Source organism: Saccharibacillus sp. CPCC 101409, from assembly GCF_030518235.1.
Classification (GTDB): Bacteria; Bacillota; Bacilli; order Paenibacillales; family Paenibacillaceae; genus Saccharibacillus.
The window spans coordinates 97,544-116,093 of the sequence record NZ_JAULSA010000008.1 but is presented as its reverse complement, the minus strand read 5'-3'; the positions used below and the strand labels follow the sequence as shown (position 1 = coordinate 116,093).

The window sequence follows — 18,550 nt, the reverse complement described above, 5'->3', positions numbered from 1 at the left end:
TTAGCGTATATCGGGCTGTGCCCGGACCACCGAGGAGGCGTGCGACTTTGGAACCCGTCAAAACCTACAACACCGCCGTCGAAGCGACGATCGAAGTCATCGGGGGCAAGTGGAAGCCGGTAATCCTGTTCGTGCTGACGTTCGGCAAAAAAAGAAACGGCGAGCTGATGAAGCTGCTGCCCGCCGCCGTTACGCAAAAAGTGCTGACCCAGCAGCTCAAGGAACTGGAACGCGACGGCGTGATCCGCCGCATTTCCCATCCCACCGTGCCGCCCAGGGTCGAATACGAGCTGACCGATTACGGCCAAAGCCTCAAAGAAATCCTGCACGCGATGTGCCGCTGGGGAGAACTTCACGTCGAGCGCGCTTACGGCGACCGCGCGGCGATCGTTTCGCCCGGCTCGCTGCTCGCCGACAACGCGGCGGACGTTATTTCGGAATAATCCCGCGCCGGCGGAAATCGTCGAAGATGTCGAAGAACATCCTCTCCGTATCGACAAATTCATGGAAGCCCAGCCGCCGCGCTTTGCTTCCGTCGGCAAAAAAGTCGTAGTCCCAGCCGAACACGAAATCGCCGAAGGTCCAGGACGAAACGTCGGCGTAGCGGTTCGGCTCAAGGCCGTGCCTGCGCACCATGCCGTCCCACAGCGGTTCTTTATCCCGCATCGCTTCGCTCAGCGGCATCGGCAGCGGCGGGGCAGCTTCGAGCCCGAAATAAGCGGCGATCTTCGGCCACAGTTCGCTCCAGCGGAACAAATCGCCGTTCGCGATATTGAACGCCTGGTTGGCGCAGCGCTCCTCCGTCGCCGCCCAGACGGTCGCCCGCGCAAGCAGGCCCGCGTCCGTCATCTCCAGCAGGCTGTGGTAAGCGCCCGGTTTGCCGGGAAAGCGCAGCGGGATGCCCAGTTCCTTCGAGATCGAGGCGTAAACGGCGATCACCATCGCCAGATTCATCGGATTGCCGAGCGCGAAGCCGCAGACGACGGACGGGCGCAGCGCCGACCAGGTCCAGCCTCCGCTCTGCGCGCGGCGCTCCAGAAACTGCTGCTGGTCGATATTGAATTCCGGCGGCATATGGTTGGCATCGCTTTCCTTGGCCGGGGTCTTGAACGGACCGAGATGCGCGCCGTAGACTTTGTAGCCCTGCATCAGGCTGATATGGCGCAGATTGCGCGCGGCCGGTTCGACCACGTCGACCGTGTTGACGAGCATGTTCAGATTGGGCTCCACCAGTTCGGCCCAGGTCGGGCGATCCTGGTAAGCGGCGTAGAAAATATGCGTAACTTCGCTCAGGCCGCCCAGCGCGCGCCGAGCGGCCGCGGCATCCAGCAGATCCGCCGGGACATAGCGGACGCGCTCCGACGACTCTCCGCCCCGGCGCGATACCCCGATCACGTCCCAATCCGGCAGTCCGGCCAGATGATCGACCAGATTTCGGCCGATCACGCCGTTCGCGCCGATCACCATCGCGGTTTTGCGTTCTGTTTCCGCTGCGGACGAGCCGTGCTCGCCCCGATTCGGACCGACGGCCGGATCGCGAAGCGCATCCGGATTCGAATTTGTGTTTGTGTTTGTGTACAGATTGGCAGAGGAATTCATGCGTAATGCCAGCTCCTTCGCTTTGGACTTTTGGCCGGGACGCTGCCCGGTTCGTCTTCATTGTGCCGATGCGAAGGCGGCATGAACAGTACGCACTTCGAAGTCATATAAGCACTTCAAAGTCACAAATGGACAGCCGCGCGGCGCGGCTGTCCATTATTTCCCCGCTATGATCGCACCCCGTTCGAACGCAGTCTTCCGCCGCGGAACTGTCCCGTCCCGCCGCGTCCTTGACGCTCACTTCACCGCTTCCGGATGAAACCCGCGCTTGTCCGCGTAGCCCGAGATGCTCCATACCCCGAGCTTTTTGCTTTTGGCCGCGTTCTCGATCTTGCGGAATTCGTCTTCGTACCGGTCGTTCGGCCGGTAGACGACGACGCGCGCCAACCCCTGCTCCAGCAGCGTTTCGTTGACCGATTCGCCGTCCAGGTAGACGTAAGCCAGCATCCGGCCGTACTGGTCGCGTTCTTCCTCGTCGAATTCCAGTTGCACCTCGCGGCCGGTCAGCAGTTTTTTCGTATATTCGCTCGCTTCCGGGCCGAACGGCTGCACAGGCGTGCCTTCTTTCTTGGTTTCCGGCGTATCGATCAGCAGCATGCGTATCCGCTCGCGGCCGCCGCCGTCCAAATCCGCGATAAACGTATCGCCGTCGACGGTGCGCTCGACCTCGGCCGACACGCGGGTTTCGCCGGACGGTTCGCCGGAAGCTCCGGTTTCTTCGGCTTCGCCCGCGGCTTTATCCGTGCCCGAACTTTCTTGAACCGCGTCCGCCCGGTCTTTCTCCTCGCTTCCCCCGGTCTGCGTCTGCGCACTCCGGCTCCCTTCCCCGGTTTGCGAAGCGCCGCCGTTATCCAGCAGATTGCCCAGCAGGCTGCGTCCGGTACCGGTAAACAGCAGCAGCGCCAGCACGGCGGCCGTCGCCAGAATCGAAATCCAGCTGCGCTTGGGTCCTCCGCCTTTGCCGCCGCTTCCGCCCGGTCCGGATGAATGTTCGCGCGAAGATTGCGGTCCGTTTGTTTTCGTCATGATGATGTCCTCCGGTTCTTCTTTTTATAATCGCCCGCGGCAGATCCCGCTGTTTGCGCTCTATCGTTCATACCCGTTTTTTCCGTACCTTGTCAACTCTTAATCAGAGGTTTACGTCTTCATCTGTAAAAGGGACAAAAAGCCCGGATTCTTTGCTATCGCGCGTCAATTTCGCTACAATGCAGGTATCTGTACGTTCAAGAAAATCAACAACGCTTGTTCAAGCCGGGAAAGGAATATTATGAGCAAAAAAATCGTCGCGATCGACATGGACGACACGATCTGTCATCTGGTGCCGAAAGCCATCCACTACCATAACGCCGCTTATCCCGATTTGCAGCTGTCGATCGACCAGGTGGTCAGCTTCGACCTGAGCGGGATCTGGCATCCGGAGTGCAGCGAGGAAATTTTCTTCGGGCGCCCGAACTTATACGAAGAACTGGAAATTTTCGACGAGCATACGATCGAGGAAGTCCGCCGCATCCACGAAGAACACGACGTGATTATCGTCACGGCGGCGCGCCCGTCGGCGGTGCCGGAGAAATGGAACTGGCTGCAGCGGCATATGCCGTTTATCCCGTTCGATAACTTTTTCGTCGGCAAACGCAAATACCTGCTCGAATTCGATCTGCTGATCGACGACGGGCCGCACAATCTGCTCGCCGCGCGCGAAGCCGGCAAACGCACGATCGGCATCCCGCGCCCGTGGAACCGGACCATCCAGAGCGAGTTCCTGATGAAGGACTCCTGGGACGGCATGGGCGAGCTGGTCAACCGGGTGCTGTCGGGACCCGGCTTTCCGGCCAAAGGCTGACCGACCGCTTCGGAAGCGGCGCGTAAAGGCAGGGCTTCGGCTTTACCGGAAGTCCGATCCACACAAAAATTCCCGGAAACGAAAGACGCTCGAACGTCTTCGTATCCGGGAATTTTTTTGAGTAAAAAACGATCGCGTTTAAAGCTGCTTGGCGAACTCGTTCAGCTTCAGCGCCATTTCGCGGATTTCTTCGATCATCGCGGAAATATGCTCGGTGGACGCCGCCTGCTGCCGGCCGGTGCCGGCGATGCGCTCGATCGAGCCGCTCATCTGCGACGTCAGGTGCTTGAACGTATCGAGCGTGCTGCGGATACTTTTGGTCGAATCGACCGTCTGTCCGGACAGCTTGCGGATCTCGGACGCGACGATGCCGAAGCCCGCGCCTTTCTCGCCGGCATGCGCCGCTTCGATCGCCGCGTTGATGCCGAGCAGATGCGTCTGGTCCGCCACTTCCTTGATCATGCGCACCACGTCGTCCGCGCCGCCCGCGTTTTCTTCGGCCTGCCGGGACAGCCCGAGCAGCTCCTGCGACACGCCGGCCAGGCCGCTCGAACCTTCCGCAATCTGCGCGATTCGCGCATTGGCGTTCGAGAGCGACTCGGAGATCCGGTCGGCGATATCGATCAGCTCGCTGTGCCGGCGCACCTGCACCGCCACGCCGCCGATCACCCGGCCGCTCCGGTCCGTGACCGGCGTCGCCGTGCCCGTAAACGCGAAGCCGTAATACTCCGCCGGCACCTCCGCTTTCAGCGGCTGGTTGCTTTGCATCGCCTGCGTCAGCGGTTCGCCGCTTTGCAGCCGCTGCCCCGCTTTGATGTTCAAATCGATATGCTTGCCCGGCCAATAAGCCGTGAATTGTTCCAGGTCGCACAGCGCGATCGAGACATCTGTCGGAAGCGCCGTTTTGAGCAAAGGAATAACCGATGCCACTGTCTCCAAAGAGTCGATTCCGTTAACCATGATGTAAGTTTCATTCCTTTCTGCGAACCCGGTGACTTGTCTCAAAAAATAGAAACTGCTTTTGTTCCTATATCGGCAGTTTTGGGAAAGGAATGAGTAGTTCGGGCGCGAATCCCCGGCGAACCGCGCGAAAGCGGTCGGGCGGCACGCTCCGGACGAACGGTTCGAAGCGGAATGTCCGCCGCAAGCGGACAACAAAAAACGGCGGCCGCCTGTTATAAAGAAGCGGCCGCCGGAGCTTTATTCGTAGGCGCCCAGGCTCGGCCGGCCCGCATGGCTTGCGCCGCGTTTGTTTCCGGCCAAATCCGGCGAAGCGCTCAGCACGGCGTCGGCGATCCCTTTGCCCTGCGCCGGCGAGTCCGCTTTGAGCCGGTAATCGTCTTTGGCGGCGTTTTGGAACATCGGGGCGGCGAACACGGAGTGCGCGTCGCTGCCCGTTCCTTTGCGGTAATCGGCGAAGCCGGTGTAGGTCTTGTTTTTCCACATCCAGACGGCTTCGGCCGCATCCCGCGTGAAGTACAGATTGTAATCGACCCGGTTGTTCGTATTCTGCGCGTACTCGTTGACGATCAGCTCGTTCGTGCCGGAAGCGGCGAAAATGTTGTTGCGAATCTCGTTGCCGCGCGTATCGAACTGGATATACAGCTGGCCGGTTCCCCACTCCAGCGTATCGTTGTAGGCGATCGTGTTGCCGGTGACGACGCTGTTCGTCGTCGATCCGCGCTCTTCGTCGTAGCCGCCCATCGCGAGACCCGTCAGCGCGTTTCTCGCCAGCAGATTGCTGCGTACGGTAATATTCGAGGTCGAGCGCCCGGCGTGCTCGGACGCGATCTCGACGCCGATATCGTTGCGCAGGCTGCGGTTGCGTTCGACGACGATGTCGCGTCCGCCGTCGATATAGATGCCGCCGGCCGAGTGGCTGCCGTTGGGAATCCTGCGTCCGTAAGACGGATTGCGATCCGAGGTGCTGCCGGTTACCAGGTTGCCGCGGATGATTCCGCCGCGCGCCTGGTCGGTCTGCGGGTTCGGCGACGTGCCTTCGAAGCCGATCGCGTCGATCCCGATATTGTCGTTGTCGTGGACGTAGTTGTTCTCGACCGTAAACTTCTCGACGTTGCCGTTGAGCACGACCGCTTCGCTTGTGCCGAGCGTCAGGTTATAGACTTCGTTGCCGGCGATCGTCAGATTCCGGATCGAAGCCTGCGCTTCGGTGCCGTACACGGCGATGCCGTGCGCGTCGCGCCCGGTCAGGCCTTGGCCCGCCGGGGCCGCCGTATTGGCGACGGCGTGGACTTTGTTATCCAACAGGCGGATATCGTCGCCCGCCCCGCGCACGTAGATGCCGATCGGCACGGCATCGCGCGCGGCGGTCTTGTAGCCGCGCAGTTCGAAGCCGCGAATCGTCACGCGGCTGACGTTGTCCAGCTCGATCAGGCCCTCCGAGCCGTCCACGGGCAGGCCCGTTCCGTCGAGCACCGCCGTCTCCGACGGATAACTCGCGACGGTCAGGCGCGGCGCCGAGCCGGCCGGTTTGAGGTCCGCCAGCTTGAGCTGCTGGCGGTACACGCCTTTGCGCGCGTAGACCGTGCCGCCGGTCTTGGCGGCCTCGTTCGCCGCGCGCTGGAGGGTCTGCCACGGGCGGTCTTTGGCGCCCGTGCCGGTCTTGTCGCTGCCGCCGGGCGCGACGTAGTAATAGGGCTTCGCGTCCGCCCGCGCGGCGGCGGGCGAGGACGTGCCCGCGGAGCCGGCGGGCGAAGCGGCTGCGCCGGCGGCGGAAGCGGCCGCGGCGAGCGGGGCGAATTCGGCGGCGGTTTCGAGCGGCGCCGCGGATTGGGCGGCCGAGCCCGGCGACGGCGCGGCGGCGGATTGCGCCGCTCCGGCGAGCTGCGCCGGAGGAGCGGACGACGCCTGCGGCGCGGCGCAGGCGGAGAGCGAAGCGGCGGCCAGTGCGGAGCAGGCTCCGCTAAGGATAACTTTCAGGATATTGGACAAAGCGATTCCACCTCGCATATATTCTCTATGATTCAATTGCAACCAAGTCGCATCGGCATTCGGCTGAGCCGGACAGACACGAGCGCTTCGAAAAAATGATTTTCGGCGTGAAGCCTTCTCCAATGCCACATCCAGGCTTCCGAAAAAGCAATGAAGCTTCGATTCGAGTCCGACAGCTTGGACCGTACCGCCGTAAACCTCGGGTATTTCTTTTACTATATCGGAATATCCCCCGATATACCGGAAAGCATCAAAAAAGCCGCCGGCGAATTTCTCCATTGGCGGTATTTCCGCTCAGACGCTCGGACAGCAAATTCTTTATCCCGAACCCGCCCTGATCCGGCTGCCGACGGCCAGCCGCGCCAGCTCCCTTTCCTGTTCGATATACAGAAACTCGGCTTCGGCGGATGAAATTTCGGCAAACCGCAGTTCCCGCCCGGGCCGCAGCTGGGCGATGACGCGCAGGTCGGCGGACGCGATCTGCGCGATCCGCGGATAGCCTCCCGTCGTCTGCCGGTCGGCCGTCAGCACGATCGGGCCGCCGCCGGGCGGCACCTGCACGGTGCCGGGAGCGACCGCTTCGGAGATCATTTCCAACGGCTCGCTCAGCGTGAGCGAAGGCCCGGACAGCCGGCAGCCCATCCGGTCGGACTGCGGCGTGACGCGAAAAGCTTCGCTCAGCAGCGCGGATCGGCTGCCCGCGTCGAACAGGCCGAAATGGCTGCCGCGCGTAAAGCGGACCACAGCCGGGCCGCGTTCCGCCGGCGAGGCTTTCAAGCCGGCGTAGACCCGGGCGCCGGGCCGGGGCTCGAAGCCGCCCGCCCAGTCCGGGCGGCCGGTCACATAGCCGTGCGCCGCGTACCAGCCGGCCGCGGCGAAGGAAGCGCCGGGCGCAGGTCCGCCCGGCAGGCGCGGCTGCCGCCGCGGGGCTGCGCCCGGCGTCCGCGTATGCAGGACGTCGCCGGCGCGCAGCGCACGGCCTTCGCGCCCGCCGAAGCCGGCGCGAAGATCGGTGCCGCGGCCGCCCAGGACCCGGGGCGCGCGGAAGCCTCCCGCCAGCGCCAGATAGGCGCGGCAGCCCGCTTGCGCCGTGCCGAACTCCAGCACGGCGCCCGCCGCGACGCGGACGGGCCGCCACAGCGGCACCGGCTCGCCGCCGATGGTCGGCGTCAGGTCGCCGCCGGCGATCGCGATCAGCGCTTCGCGCTCGAAGCGCAGCGCGAGGCCGGACAGCGTCACCTCGATCGCGGCTTCGCCGTCCGCATTGCCCGCCAACAGATTGGCGGCGCGCAGCGCATAGGCGTCCATCGCGCCTCCGGGCGTCACGCCGTAAGCCTGAAAGCCCGGCCGGCCCGTGTCCTGAAGCGTACTGAGCAGACCCGGACTCAGGACGGTAACGGCGGAAGTTTCCGCCGAAGCGGAGCAGCCCGGAAATTCCGCGTCTTCCGCGTCTTTCACGTCTTCCTTCGCGCCTGCGAAACTTTCCGCCCTACCGGCATCGACCGTATCGCCTGCGCCGCCGCCCGCTATTTTACCTTCCGCCGCCTCATCCGGCGGGACCGTATCGCCTGCGTCAATCGCGCCAGCCGCGTCGGCCGCTCCGTCCTCGGGCCGCTCCGCCGCCAGCCGGGCGTATTCTTCCGCCGTTACCGGACGGAACTTTACCCGATCGCCGGCCCGCAGCAGGCTCGGCGGGGCCGCATCCGGCCGGAACAGCGCCAGCGGAGTCCGCCCGATAATCCGCCAGCCGCCCGGCGTGGAGACCGGATACACGCCGGTCTGTTCGCCCGCGATTCCGACCGCCCCTTCCGGCACGACCATACGCGGCGTATCCAGCCGGGGCGCGGCAATCCGCGCGTCCAGTCCGCCCAGATACGGAAAGCCCGGCGCGAATCCGATCATATAAACCGGGTATTCCCGCTTCGAATGAAGGTCCGCGACCTGCTGCGTCGTCAGGCCGTTATAGGCCGCGACGAACTCCAGATCCGGCCCGAATTCTCCGCCGTAGCAGACCGGAATCTCGACCAGGCGAGCCGGGGTTTCCTGCGCCGCCTCCACCTCCCCGGCCAACCGGCGCAGCAGCTCCCCCGCATACCCGGCGGAAGCGGGAGCGGACGAAGCATAATCGCGCCAGTCCGCTTTCCTGCCGAAAGCCGCTTCGCGCAGGCGCAGCGGATCGTAGAACACCGTCACGCCGGCGAACGCCGGCACGCATTCGATCATGCCGGGAATCGGGCTTTGTTCCAACTTCGCCGTGAAACCGGCGACCTTCCGCCGCGTTTCCGGGTCGATCGAAGCGCCGAATTCGACCCGCATCGCCGTTTCCCCGAGCGGCTCGATCCGCACGCTGCCGCTTGCTCCGTCGGCACCGAAGAAGCCCGCGGCAGCTGCCCCCGAAGAATTTTGGCCAGCGCCGGGGCTATGATAAGAACGATCCACCGCCTACCCCTCCTTTCGCTTTGTCGAGAACATGCACTTGCAAAATAGATCCGGAACGAATCCGGCCTTCCGGGCCTGAACGCAAAATGAATATTGCACAAATGCATCATTTTCAACGAAAAAAGGACCTTATAGCCGATAATGTTGCAAACAAGCATTATTTTCGCTATTTTTGTCTGCTAAAGCCCGAAAATGGCGAAAAATGATGTGCGCCTGCAACATTCGATCGATTTGAGAGCTTTTATGCCTAAAATGATGCTCATACGCAACATTTGCTTTGAACGATGCGGATTAAGCGGCCAACTCCCCGTTTGCGGATGAAAGCAAAGCGGCTTGCCTCCTGAACCCTTTGACGACGATTCCCTCTTTTAAGAATACGAGATGATCCCCATGCGGAAAAATGTGTTCTAGAAGTCAATATTCTGCCGCCCTCTTCATTTTCCGACGCGAATATGAACGACATGCGCATATTTTAGGTCAGTGTGTTTGACACGGTACGCCGGACTCGGCTCCGCTCGATCCCGTCTTACTCCGACTGCCCCGCCGCGACAATCGCAATGCCCGCCGCTTCGCACGCGCCGCGAATCCGGCGCGCGAATTCCAGCGCGTGCGCGCCGTCGCCGTGCAGGCAGATCGTGTCGGCGCGCAGCGGCACGTCTTCGCCTTCGGGCGTGGTCACGCGCCCTTCGAGCGCCATGCGCACGACGCGCGCCGCCGCTTCGCCGGCGTCTTCGATCAGCGCGCCGGGCCGGTCTCGCGGCACCAGCGAGCCGTCCGCGCGGTAGCCGCGGTCGGCAAAAGCCTCATGCGCCGCGCGCAGCCCGAGCCGTCCGGCGGCGGCGGTCAACTCGCTGTTCGCCAGGCCGAACAGCGTCAGGGCCGGGTTTACCCGGTACACGGCTTCGGCAATCGCCTCCGCCAGATCGGACCGGGCGGCGGCCATGTTGTACAGCGCCCCGTGCGGCTTCACATGCCGCATGACCCCGCCTTCGGCGCGCACGAACGCTTCCAGCGCGCCGATCTGGTAGACCGTCATGGCGTAGACGTCCTCCGCCGAGACGCTCATATTGCGCCGGCCGAAGCCGGCCAGGTCCGGAAGCCCCGGATGCGCGCCGATCGACGCGCCCGCTTCCAGCGCCAGCCGCACCGTCCGCCGCATCACGGACGGATCGCCCGCGTGGAACCCGCAGGCGATATTGGCCGACGAAACGATCGGCAGAATCTCGGCGTCCAGCCCGAGCGTATACGCGCCGAAGCTTTCGCCGAGATCGCAGTTCAGGTCGAGGGTCCGCATCGGCTCGCGCCGCGTTTCTTGTTCGCTGTGCGTCATCTTTATTCTCCTATTTCCCGCGCGCGGTTTCCGGCCTGTCTGCGGCCCGCCGCGCCGGTCTTGAAATACCGTCATTATAACCGGCATACGCGCAGCCGACAAACCCGCCGAAAAAACATAGAACTTCATGAAAATCAGGAGGTATACTGGAGAAAAAGGATGATGTCGATGAGTTCGCCCGCTTCGCGCAATCCCTTTCCTCCTCCAGCAGAAATTCGTTTCGATTCGGATCGTCCGCAGGATACGCCCGACATCTCCGCCGACCGGGCCGCGTGGAGCGAAGCGCTGTTTCCGTTCGTTCTTTCCCCCGCTCAGGCGGAGGAAGCTTTCCGCAGCTGGCGAAAAAAGCAGCGTTTGGCCCCCGGTTCTTTCAAGCGGGCGGGGCTGCGTTCCACGCCGGCCGCCGTCTATATGCCGTACTGGTCGTTCTCGGCCGGTACCCGCTCGTCTTACAGGGCACAAAAAGGCATTAATGTCAGCACCGACACCCACTACACCGAGACCGATTCGAACGGCAATACGCATACGCGAACCGAGACGTCGTGGAGAACCGACTACATGCCGGTTTCCGGCGAGCACGAAGAAATGTTTGGCGATGTCAGAGTGCCGGCTTCCGCGTATTTCGACCGCGGACTGCTGGACCAAATCGACGGCTGCGCGTCGTCCGACCCGGTCGCTTTTTCGCCCGCATACGCGGCAGGCTGCATATTCGCCGCGCCTTCTTTTACTTTTGCACAGGGGTGGAAAGTCGGCAAAAGCGTGATCGAACAAAGACTCAGACGCTCGGTGACCCGTCGAATCGGCGGCGATTCCGTAGACAACCTGAAGATCGACACCGAATACCGCGGCCCGCGGTTCCGGCGCGTTCTTGTGCCGATTTACGAGATCGAACTCGATTATCGGGGAAAGCCGTTTTCGTACGTTATGAACGGCAGCACGGGCAGTATTGCCGGACGTACGCCGCGCAGCTTTGCCAAGACTGCGGCTTTGTACGTGTCGATCGCCGCGATTATTCTTCTGGTTGTCGGAGCAATAGTCCGGATTTCCAATCTTTAATACAGCCGGATACCGACGCCTCCGCAAACTCCGCTCCACCATCCGATTTACAAAAAAACAGATCGCCGCGCGTCCCTGCCGGGCGAGCTTCGATCTGTTTTCCGGTTCTGCATACTGCTATTCTCCCGGCTGCCGCACATCCGCGATCCTCAGATTCCGGCTGAACACCGCGCCGTCGCTGGACAGCTTGAAAGACGGGTAATCGCGCTCCGCTTCAAGCTTCATCACCGGATCGAACTGCTGCTCCTGCTGGCGGTCGGTCCAGACTTCGAACGTATCCGACTCGACCGGCACGTCCGTATCCCACGGCTTGTCGGCGATCTGAAGCGTCACCACGCCGTTGCAGCCGCAGTTGATCGTATCGTAAACGAGCCTCAGACTGCCCGGACGCTCGCCCAGCTTTTCTTTGATTCTGCTTTCCGTATAATCGTCCATTTGAATGCGCATGGGCTGATCCCTCCTGTAATCGACTGCCTTCTTTTTATTTTACCCGTTTTGGGGCGGGAAGCCGAGTGTGCGCGCGCACGCGCCCCGCCAAATTTTCAAGCGGGAAAGGTTCCGGCGCGCGCAATGAATCCGGTATCTCGCGCGTTTATTCGTTATAATGGGCTGCGCGCCGTTCGCCGGCCGGCTCTCCATTCCGAAAGGCGGGAAGCTTCAGAATGAAAAAAAGAACCGTTTGCCGAATCGCGATTTGTCTCCTGGCCGTTCTGCTCATGCCGGTCGGTCCCGGCGCTTCCGTACAGGCCGATTCCTCGTTCGAATACGCGGACGCGTCCGTCAAAAAGCAGATCGAAACCGAGCTGCGGCGGGATTATGCCGATTCGCTGAACGCCGACAAATCATCCTACAAGACGGACGGCAGCTTTGAAGAAGCGGAGCTGGACGACGGAGTCGCCGTTTACGGGCTGGATGCCGCGAACGATTCGTTGACCCGCATCGGTTACGAATTCCCGCTGAGGCTGAACAAAGCGGTCGTCGGAACGGTCTCGGCCGAGAAGAACGCGGACGGCTGGTCGATCTCACGCGTCGGCTCGTCGTCCGATCTTCCGGCCAAGCTTCAATCGGCGGTCGGTCAGGCTCCGCCCGGAGCCAGGCTGCAGTATGTGCACGACCCCAGCGCGATTATTCCGATACGCGGCTTCTTGATCCGGAGCGATAACGGCGACCTGTTCTTCGATGTAAATACAAATCGGTCTTACCCGGCGGCCGAGCTGTATGCATCCGTCCGGCGGATCGCCGAACCTTACGACCGTACTTATTCCGACGCGCACGCCGCTGTCGGGACCGGAAGCGTTTCGAGTACAGGACTTCTCCTGGCGAGCGGAGCGATTATAGCGGGCGCTGCGATTGTCGCCTTATTCTTTTTCAAGAAAAAAAGAACGCGCAGTACCGCAAATCGAATAAATAATCCCGAAGAATAAAGAAAAGAGCTTAGGGCGTGTACGCCATTTTTTATCCCTCGCTTTCTGCCGTTCCTTCCCGCAAAAAAGGCGTATACATCATCAGCGCGTGGTTCTGCGTAATCTCCCGGTCGTCCACCACCTCTCCTCCGGGCGCGAGCATGCGGCGGCGAATCGCGTTGTGCCGGACGTAGCCGCCCCAGTATTCCTGCGTCATCCGGTGGTCTTCCTCGTAAATCTCGTAGGTATGGATAGGAGGCGCGTCGCAGCGCCATTCGCCGACCAGATGCTCGTCCGTCAGGCAGACGCGAAGCTGGTAATCGTGCCCGGTCGGATTATGGATTTGCAGATCGAGATAGTTGTACGAGCACGTCGCCCCGCTGCCGAACGGCTGGGTCCGGTTGGAGTCCGGAAACACGTCGTAGCTGTGCCGATGGCGTTCCGTTACTTCGAGCGGCGTGTGCAGCGTCATCCAGTAGATCAGGTTGGACATCTGGCACAGCCCGCCTCCGGTACCCGATTTGAACCCTCCGTAATACAGTACCATGCCGTCCACATACCCTTTGCCGCGCGTCGGCCGTCCGATCGTTTTCCAATAGGAAAAGGTCTCGCCCGGCCGGATCACGATCCCGTCCAGCCGCCCCGCCGCGATGCGCAGATTCGTGACTTTGTTGACCTGAAGCTGCATATCCACGTCGCGCAGACGCCGCATCAGGATGGTGCGGTGCTCGAACACGCGATGCGCCAGCGATTGATTGCGGCGCTGCGACGCGTACTTCTTGCCGCCCAGCACCCAGTCCGCGTAGCGCCGGCCGGTATAGTAGGCGCGCCCCGCCGCCAGACGCAGCTTCGAACGCCGGACCGGCTTGAGCGCGCTGAGCGATTTTGCTTTTTGTCCCATGATCTGTTCCGCCTTTCCCGCGGCCCGCCGGTATGTGCAAACTGCATTGCAATCCTGCGCCGCCGCTGTCGCGATTCGTTTTCTCTATTAACGCGTTCCCGCCCGGTTAAGTTACATGGATGGATTCCGCCCGATTACGAGAAACATACAAAAAACCGCGCCGCCGCTTCCCGTGATGGGGGCGGCGCGCGGTTTCGATCGTACCGTTACACGATTCCGAATTTAATCATACTGTCGACCGAAGCGGCGATCACTTCTTCGCTGCTCGCAATCGGCTTCCAGCCCAGCACTTTCTTGGCTTTGTCATTGCTCACATTGCGATTCATTCTTAACAACAAAGCCGCTTCTTTGGCTTCCTTGTTAAATAAAGCCGCCGCATTGATAACGAAATCAGGCACTGTTCGGGAAGATACTTTGTTCGCAATATCCGGATAGCGTCTTCTTAATACGGCTGCAATTTCGGGGAAAGAGATCTGACCGTCCGCCGACGCAATAAAGCGCTGACCGTTTGCTTTGGGATTCTCCATGGCCCGAATATGCAGATCCGCCACATCCCGAACGTCTACAACGTTCAACGGAATCCGGGGAACCGCCTTCATCGAGCCGTCCAGCAAATGATTGAGCAGTCCGAAGCTGCCCGAGACGTGAGCGCTTAGCGCAGATCCCAGGATGGCGACGGGATTTATCGTGGCAAACTCCAAACCGGCGCCTTCCCGCTTAATAAAGTCCCAGGCGGCGCGTTCCGCCAGCACTTTCGATTTCTCGTACACCGACAAACCCGGTTGATCGGGGTCGGTCCAATCGGCTTCCGTCGTCACGGAATTCTTGTCGGTATTGCTAAATCCAACCGCCCCGAAATTGGAAGTCATAACCACGCGTTTTACCTTTGAGTCGCGAGCAGCCTTGAGCACCCGGACAATGCCTTCCACCGCGGGCCGTATCGCTTCTTTTTCGTCTTTTGGACTTGTAAGAAAAACAGGGGAGGCTACGCTTAATACGTAATCGCAGCCTTTGACGGCTTCGTGCCAATTATCGTCCTTCGACAAATCCGCTTCGACAAAAGCAAGCCTGTCAAACGAAGCGATGCCGCTCAATTTCAGCGTCTCCGTAACTTTCGCCTGGCTGCTTACGGAGCGAAGAGTAGTCTTCACGTTGTAGCCTTTTTGCAGCAGCTGAAGAATAATTTGCATGCCTACAAAGCCCGTGCCGCCTGTTACCAAAACCGTTTGTGTCATTTTTCTTCCTCCTTAAATGATTGTCCAGTCAGTCATTAATTGTTTAAAAAAATTTATACGGTCATGCGCCAAAACGCTTCGAATCCGGCGGTGCAATGCGTGTCCGCGTCGGCCGGATCGTGAATCATGAACTGGATAGTCGCTTCCGCTACTCCGTTCATCAGGGACAACCGGAATTCCAGCGGCGTGTCGCGCATCGGCCCGTTTTCGCTTACTCGATTCAACAGCTTTCTCACCTCTGTCATGGCCCGGCTTGCCGTCTGCTGGCTCTCGGCGGTGATATCGTCGGATACGTTCAAGAGAGCAAGGGTGCGACGCTTCTCCGGGTAGGAAGTTGCCCAGTTCAGCCACTGCGACCATACACGCAGCGCCTGCTCGCGGAGATCGCGATCGTCCGTCAGTCCTTCCAGGGTCGCTTCGGCCATTTCCGTTTTCAATTCCACATAAAGTTTGTTTAACAAATCCGCTTTGGTCTCAAAGTAAGTAAACAGCGATCCATTGGAAACGCCCGACTCTTTGGCGATTGCCGCTGTGGATGCGCTCAATCCCTGGGAAGCAATCACTCGGGTCGCTCCCGCAATGATCGCGCTCGGTTTGATATCGCTTCTCGGTCTGGCCATAACTCCACTCCTCTTTTTCTAAGCTAAACCGATTATATAACAGAGTGATTAGTCAGTCAATATAAAAATACAAAGCCGACTCCCCTATCCGGGCAGCGGCTCTGCGTTCGTTCGTATGCTTTTATTTCTCAATCAGGTTCGATCGAAAATCGATGTTTGTTTTCTTCAATCCACGCCGCAAAAGACTTAAGCTCTACCCCGTATTGTTTCGTTTCCTGAAGGTCGAAGCCGTATCCGGGGACATGCTGGAGCCATTCCATAAAATGAACGGTTCCTTCCAGCATTCCGCGCCGCTGGGCTTCTTCGCCGCCCACCGTTTCAAAAACCACTTTTTTTGCAAGAACGCGGCTCAAGATTTCGGCGATTTGCGCCATGGACAGTTCGTCGCTTGCCACATTGATGTCTTTAGCGTGAAATTTCTCCGGCTGTTCAAAAGCTGCGCGGGCAAACCTGGCTGTATCTTCGCCCGAATTCAGCTTTAAAGGAGTATCTTTTGGCAGCGAGCCGAATAAAAGTCCTTTTTTTAACTCCGGCGCCATGACAGCCGAATTGGGTTCCACAAAGTTTTCCATAAACCAGCAGGGATGCAAAATCGTCCAGTACCGAAAACCGCCGCTGCGGATCAGCTCTTCAATTTCGTATTTGTTTTCCCAATTCTGGGTCAGGTACGGATGCTTGTCCCACCTCGGAAAATAATCGCTGCCGGCGACGGAAGTATGCACGACCTGCTCGATTCCGGCTTTTTGCGCGGCTTGCACCATATTGGCCGCGTTGCGCGGCTCGACGGTCTGGTCGTGGGGATCGGCATACTGCACCGAAAAAACGGCGGCGGCCGATTCCATAGCCGGCTGCAGCGAACCCGGTTCCGCCAGGTCTCCCCTGACGATTTGCGCGCCTTGCGCAGCCAGCTCCCGGGCGGCGGCAGACTGCGGATTGCGTGTCAAAATGCTTACCCGATGACCGTGCCGCAGCAGTTCTCGGGCCACGTTGCCGCCCTGCGTTCCCGTCCCCCCTATCACCAGGATTGCTTTTGCGTCGTCGGATTTCATATCTGATCTCTCCTATCCTTTTAAGTATTTGAATTATATTACTTCGGTAATAATTTATCAACACCAAGGTAATTTTTTTATACAAAAAAAACGCTCCTTCAAACGGAGCGCCTCGGCTTATTTATTCGCTTTTGACCACCAGCAATATTTCAAACCGCTTCCGGGTTTCTTCCAAAATATCGAACGTTCCGCCCAAAACGGCCCAATTCAAAATGACTCCGTTCGCCATATTGCACATGGAATCAAGCAGTTCTTCGGCTTTTGCCGGATTTTGAATTTGACCCGCTTCTTTGGCCCGTTGAAGCAGCCCGGGAATAAGGTTTCCCAGCAGCGGCGAACGGCTTTTGTCGAGAGGAAGAACTTGATTGCGAAGCTGAATTCTATAATTTTCTTTCGTCATCTCCACGCCCAACCGAACGATATGCTTCACATAGATCTCCATCGCTTTCATAGCCTGATCGGCATAATCGGCGACGGAAAGAAGGTCCGCGAGATCCGTGTCGGATATTAGACGATCGAACGAAAAAAATTCGGTTATCAGATCGTCTTTGGATTTGAAATAATAATAAAAAGCGGTTTTGGTCACATTGATTTCTTTGCAAATCCGATTGATCGTAACCTGTTCAAATCCATATTTATTAAACAGATTTATACTTGTACTCAAAAAAGCTTCCTTGGTAGCTCCTCTTGCGCTCATCTTCTGCTCCAACTCCTTTGCTACCAGTATAAGATGAACTCAAGAATTACACACGCAAAAAGAGCCGGCCGATCACTTCTCGCGGCTGCCTGTTGATTCGGTTTACGATCGACGGGTAGCTCTTTTTTTTGCGCCCCCGTTTCCGAAGTTAGAGGTTATGCGCTTGATCGGATACAATTAATTATTGACCGAAAGGTATAAAACGATTAATATAAACGGACAACGTTTTTATCGATTCTGCAAGTCGTATTTTTTTGCACTTTTAATTACCGTTCGGTCAATAATAAATCAATCAAACCTCTTTTATCAATTATCCGACTTTAAGGAGCGGCCGAGATGAAAACAAACGAAAACCTGCTGTCGACCTACAATCTGGGAAAACTGACTTTGAAAAACCGCGTGTCCCTTGCTCCCATGACACGAATGTCGGCAGATGACGACGGCAGCGCAAACGACAGAATGGCGCGTTATTACGAAAGATTCGCTGCCGGGGGCTTTGGACTTATCCTTACAGATGCGACTTATCCGGATGAGCAATATAGTCAGGGAACCTTTAACCAGCCGGGGATTGCGAACGAAGCACATTTGCAGGCATGGAAGGCTTCTACGGCGGCCGTGCATGCCCAGGGCAGCAAAATTATTCTTCAGGTTGCTCATGCCGGCGCAGTTTCTCAAGGTAATCGGTATCGATCCGGAACGGTTGCGCCTTCCGCGGTCGTGCCGCTGGGAGCAGACCCGAATCACTCCGCGCCGAAGGAGCTTTCCGTCCAGGAAATTAAAGAAATCATAGACGGTTTTGTTCAGGCCGCGCTGCGCGCCGAGCAGGCGGGCTTTGACGGGATAGAACTTCATGGCGCAAACGGTTTTTTATTAGACGAGTTTTTGACGGACTACACGAATCGGCGTCAGGATGAATACGGCGGGTCCACCGAAAGACGAACACGATTCATGACCGAGTTGATTGAAGCCGTCAAAGATAAAGTCAGCGATCGTATGGTTGTCGGCATCCGAATATCCCAATCGAAAATCAACGATTTTACGCACAAATGGGCGAATGGGGAAAAAGACGCCGAAATTATTTTTAGCGCGATCGGCAAAGCAAAAGCGGATTATATTCATATTACGGAATACAACAGTTTGCTGCCTGCTTTCAAAGATAGCCGTTCCACGCTCATCGAGCTTGCGAAAAAGTACGGAAAAACTACGGTTATCGCAAATGGACAACTGGATCAGCCGATAGACGCGAGTAAAGCGTTGGAGATTGGCGCAGACCTTGTTTCACTGGGCAAACCGGCTCTCGCCAATCACGATTGGCCCATTAGAGTTTCGAAGAATTTGCCAATTGACGATTTCACGGGCGAAGTTTTAAGCCCGCTCCCCACCATAAAAGACAATGAACTTTATCAAGAGAATAAAGGATATGAGTGAA

General features: G+C 58.9%; 17 protein-coding genes. 5 read left to right on the top strand and 12 right to left on the bottom strand.

Annotation, left to right across the window (positions count from 1 at the left end):
* The first annotated feature begins 47 nt into the window (after window positions 1-47).
* A complete protein-coding gene (locus QWJ34_RS17485; RefSeq protein WP_302729789.1) occupies window positions 48-443 on the top strand; it encodes a winged helix-turn-helix transcriptional regulator in 396 nt (131 codons plus the stop codon).
* On the opposite strand, the gene QWJ34_RS17480 is transcribed toward QWJ34_RS17485, so the two are convergent.
* Together QWJ34_RS17480 and QWJ34_RS17475 are read right to left on the bottom strand one after the other, a co-directional pair.
* Window positions 430-1,467, bottom strand: coding sequence for an SDR family oxidoreductase (locus QWJ34_RS17480; protein ID WP_302729960.1), 1,038 nt, complete (start codon window positions 1,465-1,467; stop codon window positions 430-432). The genes QWJ34_RS17485 and QWJ34_RS17480 overlap by 14 nt on opposite strands.
* A 369-nt stretch (window positions 1,468-1,836) precedes the next feature.
* On the bottom strand, window positions 1,837-2,625 hold the full coding sequence (locus tag QWJ34_RS17475; protein WP_302729788.1) for a thermonuclease family protein: 789 nt from the start codon (window positions 2,623-2,625) through the stop codon (window positions 1,837-1,839).
* A 241-nt stretch (window positions 2,626-2,866) separates the two neighbouring features.
* On the opposite strand from QWJ34_RS17475, the gene QWJ34_RS17470 reads away from it, so the two are divergent.
* Entirely contained in the window at window positions 2,867-3,439 is a 573-nt protein-coding gene (locus QWJ34_RS17470) for a 5' nucleotidase, NT5C type (RefSeq protein ID WP_302729787.1), read from the top strand.
* Window positions 3,440-3,577: 138 nt separating this feature from the next.
* On the opposite strand, the gene QWJ34_RS17465 is transcribed toward QWJ34_RS17470, so the two are convergent.
* The 4 genes from QWJ34_RS17465 to QWJ34_RS17445 form a co-directional block, all read right to left on the bottom strand.
* The gene (locus QWJ34_RS17465) at window positions 3,578-4,369 is read right to left on the bottom strand and encodes a methyl-accepting chemotaxis protein (RefSeq protein WP_302729958.1); all 792 of its coding nucleotides are present in this window, start codon (window positions 4,367-4,369) and stop codon (window positions 3,578-3,580) included.
* A gap of 270 nt (window positions 4,370-4,639) precedes the next feature.
* Window positions 4,640-6,391 (bottom strand): right-handed parallel beta-helix repeat-containing protein, encoded by a 1,752-nt coding sequence (locus QWJ34_RS17460; RefSeq protein WP_302729786.1) that lies wholly within the window; start codon window positions 6,389-6,391, stop codon window positions 4,640-4,642.
* A gap of 318 nt (window positions 6,392-6,709) precedes the next feature.
* The gene (gene pxpB / locus QWJ34_RS27120; RefSeq protein ID WP_368046784.1) at window positions 6,710-8,830 is read right to left on the bottom strand and encodes a 5-oxoprolinase subunit PxpB; all 2,121 of its coding nucleotides are present in this window, start codon (window positions 8,828-8,830) and stop codon (window positions 6,710-6,712) included.
* A 526-nt stretch (window positions 8,831-9,356) separates the two neighbouring features.
* Window positions 9,357-10,124 carry a 5-oxoprolinase subunit PxpA gene (locus QWJ34_RS17445; RefSeq protein ID WP_302729955.1) on the bottom strand — a complete coding sequence of 256 codons (768 nt, stop codon included), beginning with the start codon at window positions 10,122-10,124 and terminating at the stop codon, window positions 9,357-9,359.
* A 195-nt stretch (window positions 10,125-10,319) separates the two neighbouring features.
* Here QWJ34_RS17445 and QWJ34_RS17440 point away from each other — a divergent pair, with 195 nt between their 5' ends.
* Window positions 10,320-11,216, top strand: a complete 897-nt coding sequence (locus QWJ34_RS17440) for a hypothetical protein (RefSeq protein WP_302729784.1) — start codon at window positions 10,320-10,322, stop codon at window positions 11,214-11,216.
* Between the two features lie 117 nt (window positions 11,217-11,333).
* On the opposite strand, the gene QWJ34_RS17435 is transcribed toward QWJ34_RS17440, so the two are convergent.
* Complete coding sequence (locus tag QWJ34_RS17435; RefSeq protein WP_302729782.1) at window positions 11,334-11,663, bottom strand: iron-sulfur cluster biosynthesis family protein; 330 nt, start codon at window positions 11,661-11,663, stop codon at window positions 11,334-11,336.
* 215 nt (window positions 11,664-11,878) lie between these two features.
* On the opposite strand from QWJ34_RS17435, the gene QWJ34_RS17430 reads away from it, so the two are divergent.
* Window positions 11,879-12,640, top strand: coding sequence for a hypothetical protein (locus tag QWJ34_RS17430; RefSeq protein WP_302729780.1), 762 nt, complete (start codon window positions 11,879-11,881; stop codon window positions 12,638-12,640).
* A gap of 31 nt (window positions 12,641-12,671) precedes the next feature.
* On the opposite strand, the gene QWJ34_RS17425 is transcribed toward QWJ34_RS17430, so the two are convergent.
* From QWJ34_RS17425 to QWJ34_RS17405, 5 genes are all read right to left on the bottom strand, one after another.
* Entirely contained in the window at window positions 12,672-13,520 is an 849-nt protein-coding gene (locus QWJ34_RS17425) for a VanW family protein (RefSeq protein WP_302729778.1), read from the bottom strand.
* Between the two features lie 206 nt (window positions 13,521-13,726).
* On the bottom strand, window positions 13,727-14,755 hold the full coding sequence (locus QWJ34_RS17420; RefSeq protein ID WP_302729776.1) for an NAD-dependent epimerase/dehydratase family protein: 1,029 nt from the start codon (window positions 14,753-14,755) through the stop codon (window positions 13,727-13,729).
* A gap of 53 nt (window positions 14,756-14,808) precedes the next feature.
* The gene (locus tag QWJ34_RS17415) at window positions 14,809-15,375 is read right to left on the bottom strand and encodes a TetR/AcrR family transcriptional regulator (protein ID WP_302729775.1); all 567 of its coding nucleotides are present in this window, start codon (window positions 15,373-15,375) and stop codon (window positions 14,809-14,811) included.
* Window positions 15,376-15,503: 128 nt separating this feature from the next.
* The gene (locus QWJ34_RS17410; protein ID WP_302729774.1) at window positions 15,504-16,424 is read right to left on the bottom strand and encodes an NmrA/HSCARG family protein; all 921 of its coding nucleotides are present in this window, start codon (window positions 16,422-16,424) and stop codon (window positions 15,504-15,506) included.
* A 121-nt stretch (window positions 16,425-16,545) separates the two neighbouring features.
* Window positions 16,546-17,133, bottom strand: coding sequence for a TetR/AcrR family transcriptional regulator (locus QWJ34_RS17405; RefSeq protein WP_302729773.1), 588 nt, complete (start codon window positions 17,131-17,133; stop codon window positions 16,546-16,548).
* A gap of 324 nt (window positions 17,134-17,457) precedes the next feature.
* Here QWJ34_RS17405 and QWJ34_RS17400 point away from each other — a divergent pair, with 324 nt between their 5' ends.
* Window positions 17,458-18,549 (top strand): NADH:flavin oxidoreductase, encoded by a 1,092-nt coding sequence (locus tag QWJ34_RS17400; RefSeq protein ID WP_302729772.1) that lies wholly within the window; start codon window positions 17,458-17,460, stop codon window positions 18,547-18,549.
* The last annotated feature ends 1 nt before the right edge of the window (window position 18,550 follow it).

Coding starts and splice junctions, on each gene's coding strand:
- QWJ34_RS17400 (WP_302729772.1), top strand. CDS start 17,458: ATGAAAACAAACGAAAACCTGCTGTCGACCTACAATCTGGGAAAACTG.
- QWJ34_RS17440 (WP_302729784.1), top strand. CDS start 10,320: ATGATGTCGATGAGTTCGCCCGCTTCGCGCAATCCCTTTCCTCCTCCA.
- QWJ34_RS17475 (WP_302729788.1), bottom strand. CDS start 2,625: ATGACGAAAACAAACGGACCGCAATCTTCGCGCGAACATTCATCCGGA.
- QWJ34_RS17430 (WP_302729780.1), top strand. CDS start 11,879: ATGAAAAAAAGAACCGTTTGCCGAATCGCGATTTGTCTCCTGGCCGTT.
- QWJ34_RS17410 (WP_302729774.1), bottom strand. CDS start 16,424: ATGAAATCCGACGACGCAAAAGCAATCCTGGTGATAGGGGGGACGGGA.
- QWJ34_RS17420 (WP_302729776.1), bottom strand. CDS start 14,755: ATGACACAAACGGTTTTGGTAACAGGCGGCACGGGCTTTGTAGGCATG.
- QWJ34_RS17435 (WP_302729782.1), bottom strand. CDS start 11,663: ATGCGCATTCAAATGGACGATTATACGGAAAGCAGAATCAAAGAAAAG.
- QWJ34_RS17445 (WP_302729955.1), bottom strand. CDS start 10,124: ATGCGGACCCTCGACCTGAACTGCGATCTCGGCGAAAGCTTCGGCGCG.
- QWJ34_RS17480 (WP_302729960.1), bottom strand. CDS start 1,467: ATGGTGATCGGCGCGAACGGCGTGATCGGCCGAAATCTGGTCGATCAT.
- QWJ34_RS17415 (WP_302729775.1), bottom strand. CDS start 15,375: ATGGCCAGACCGAGAAGCGATATCAAACCGAGCGCGATCATTGCGGGA.
- QWJ34_RS17470 (WP_302729787.1), top strand. CDS start 2,867: ATGAGCAAAAAAATCGTCGCGATCGACATGGACGACACGATCTGTCAT.
- QWJ34_RS17425 (WP_302729778.1), bottom strand. CDS start 13,520: ATGGGACAAAAAGCAAAATCGCTCAGCGCGCTCAAGCCGGTCCGGCGT.